Here is a 1462-nt window from a genome sequence, read left to right as displayed (position 1 = left end):
CCGGATTCCGCCCAGCAAAAAGCCCCGCGGGTTGTTACCGAGCGGGGCTTTTGTTGAGTTTGGGTGCGGGAGCAGGATTTGAACCTGCGACCTTCAGGTTATGAGCCTGACGAGCTACCGGGCTGCTCCATCCCGCGGCAAACGGTAGTGCGTAGAGGAAGAACGGTTCGAGGTTATTCGTATATCCGACTGGTAGACCCGGCGGCGACCTACTCTCCCGCGCCTTAAGACGAAGTACCATCGGCTCTGGAGGGCTTAACGACCGAGTTCGGAATGGGATCGGGTGGGGAACCTCCGACATAGCCACCGGGTCAACCAGGCGGATAGACGAATGAATGAAGACATTGTCAGCTTCGGTTTYGRCCGAAGTAATCGAATGAGTTTTGCTGAGAAACGATCAAGCCGATCGGATTATTAGTACCAGTAAGCTTCATGGGTCGCCCCACTTCCACACCTGGCCTATCAACGTGGTAGTCTTCCACGATCCTCAGCGAAGCCTTGTTTTGAGGTTAGTTTCCCGCTTAGATGCTTTCAGCGGTTATCTATTCCGTACATAGCTACCCTGCTGCGCAGCTGGCGCCACGACAGGTCCACCAGAGGTACGTCCATCCCGGTCCTCTCGTACTAGGGACAGATCCTCTCAAGCTTCGAACACCCACGGCAGATAGGGACCAAACTGTCTCACGACGTTCTGAACCCAGCTCACGTACCACTTTAAATGGCGAACAGCCATACCCTTGGGACCTGCTCCAGCCCCAGGATGTGATGAGCCGACATCGAGGTGCCAAACTTTGCCGTCGATATGGACTCTTGGGCAAAATCAGCCTGTTATCCCTAGAGTACCTTTTATCCGTTGAGCGATGGCCCTTCCACGCGGGACCACCGGATCACTATGGCCGACTTTCGTCTCTGCTCGACTTGTCAGTCTCGCAGTCAGGCGGGCTTATGCCATTGCACTCGACGACCGATTTCCGACCGGTCTGAGCCCACCATCGCGCGCCTCCGTTACACTTTAGGAGGCGACCGCCCCAGTCAAACTACCCACCACGCCATGTCCCGGGACCGGATAACGGCCCTCGGTTAGACGTCAACGACAGTAAGGGTGGTATTTCAAGGATGACTCCACCAGAGCTGGCGCCCCGGCTTCATAGTCTCCCACCTATCCTACACATACGGTCGCTAACGCCAAGGCGAAGCTATAGTAAAGGTTCATAGGGTCTTTCCGTCTGACCGCGGGAACCCCGCATCTTCACGGGGAATTCAATTTCACTGAGCCTGTGCTGGAGACAGTGGGGAAGTCGTTACGCCATTCGTGCAGGTCGGAACTTACCCGACAAGGAATTTCGCTACCTTAGGACCGTTATAGTTACGGCCGCCGTTTACCTGGGCTTCAGTTCGACGCTTTCACATCTCCCTTTAACCTTCAGGCACCGGGCAGGCGTCAGACCCTATACGTCGCATT

The 1462-nt window shown here is 55.7% G+C and carries 1 tRNA gene and 2 rRNA genes (1 of these 3 cut by a window edge); all 3 read right to left on the bottom strand.

The annotated features are described in order from the left end of the window. Window positions 1-60 precede the first annotated feature (60 nt). Window positions 61-137: transfer RNA gene (locus ASC65_RS07980), tRNA-Met, on the bottom strand. A gap of 59 nt (window positions 138-196) precedes the next feature. Then, window positions 197-311 (bottom strand): 5S ribosomal RNA (gene rrf / locus ASC65_RS07975). An 82-nt stretch (window positions 312-393) separates the two neighbouring features. After that, window positions 394-1462: ribosomal RNA gene (locus tag ASC65_RS07970) — 23S ribosomal RNA — on the bottom strand; it runs 1719 nt beyond the window's last position.

The sequence above is a fragment of the Brevundimonas sp. Root1279 genome (genome assembly GCF_001425945.1).
GTDB lineage: Bacteria > Pseudomonadota > Alphaproteobacteria > Caulobacterales > Caulobacteraceae > Brevundimonas.
The sequence above is the reverse complement of the archived record's forward strand: the minus strand, read 5'-3'. Positions and strand labels throughout refer to the sequence as shown.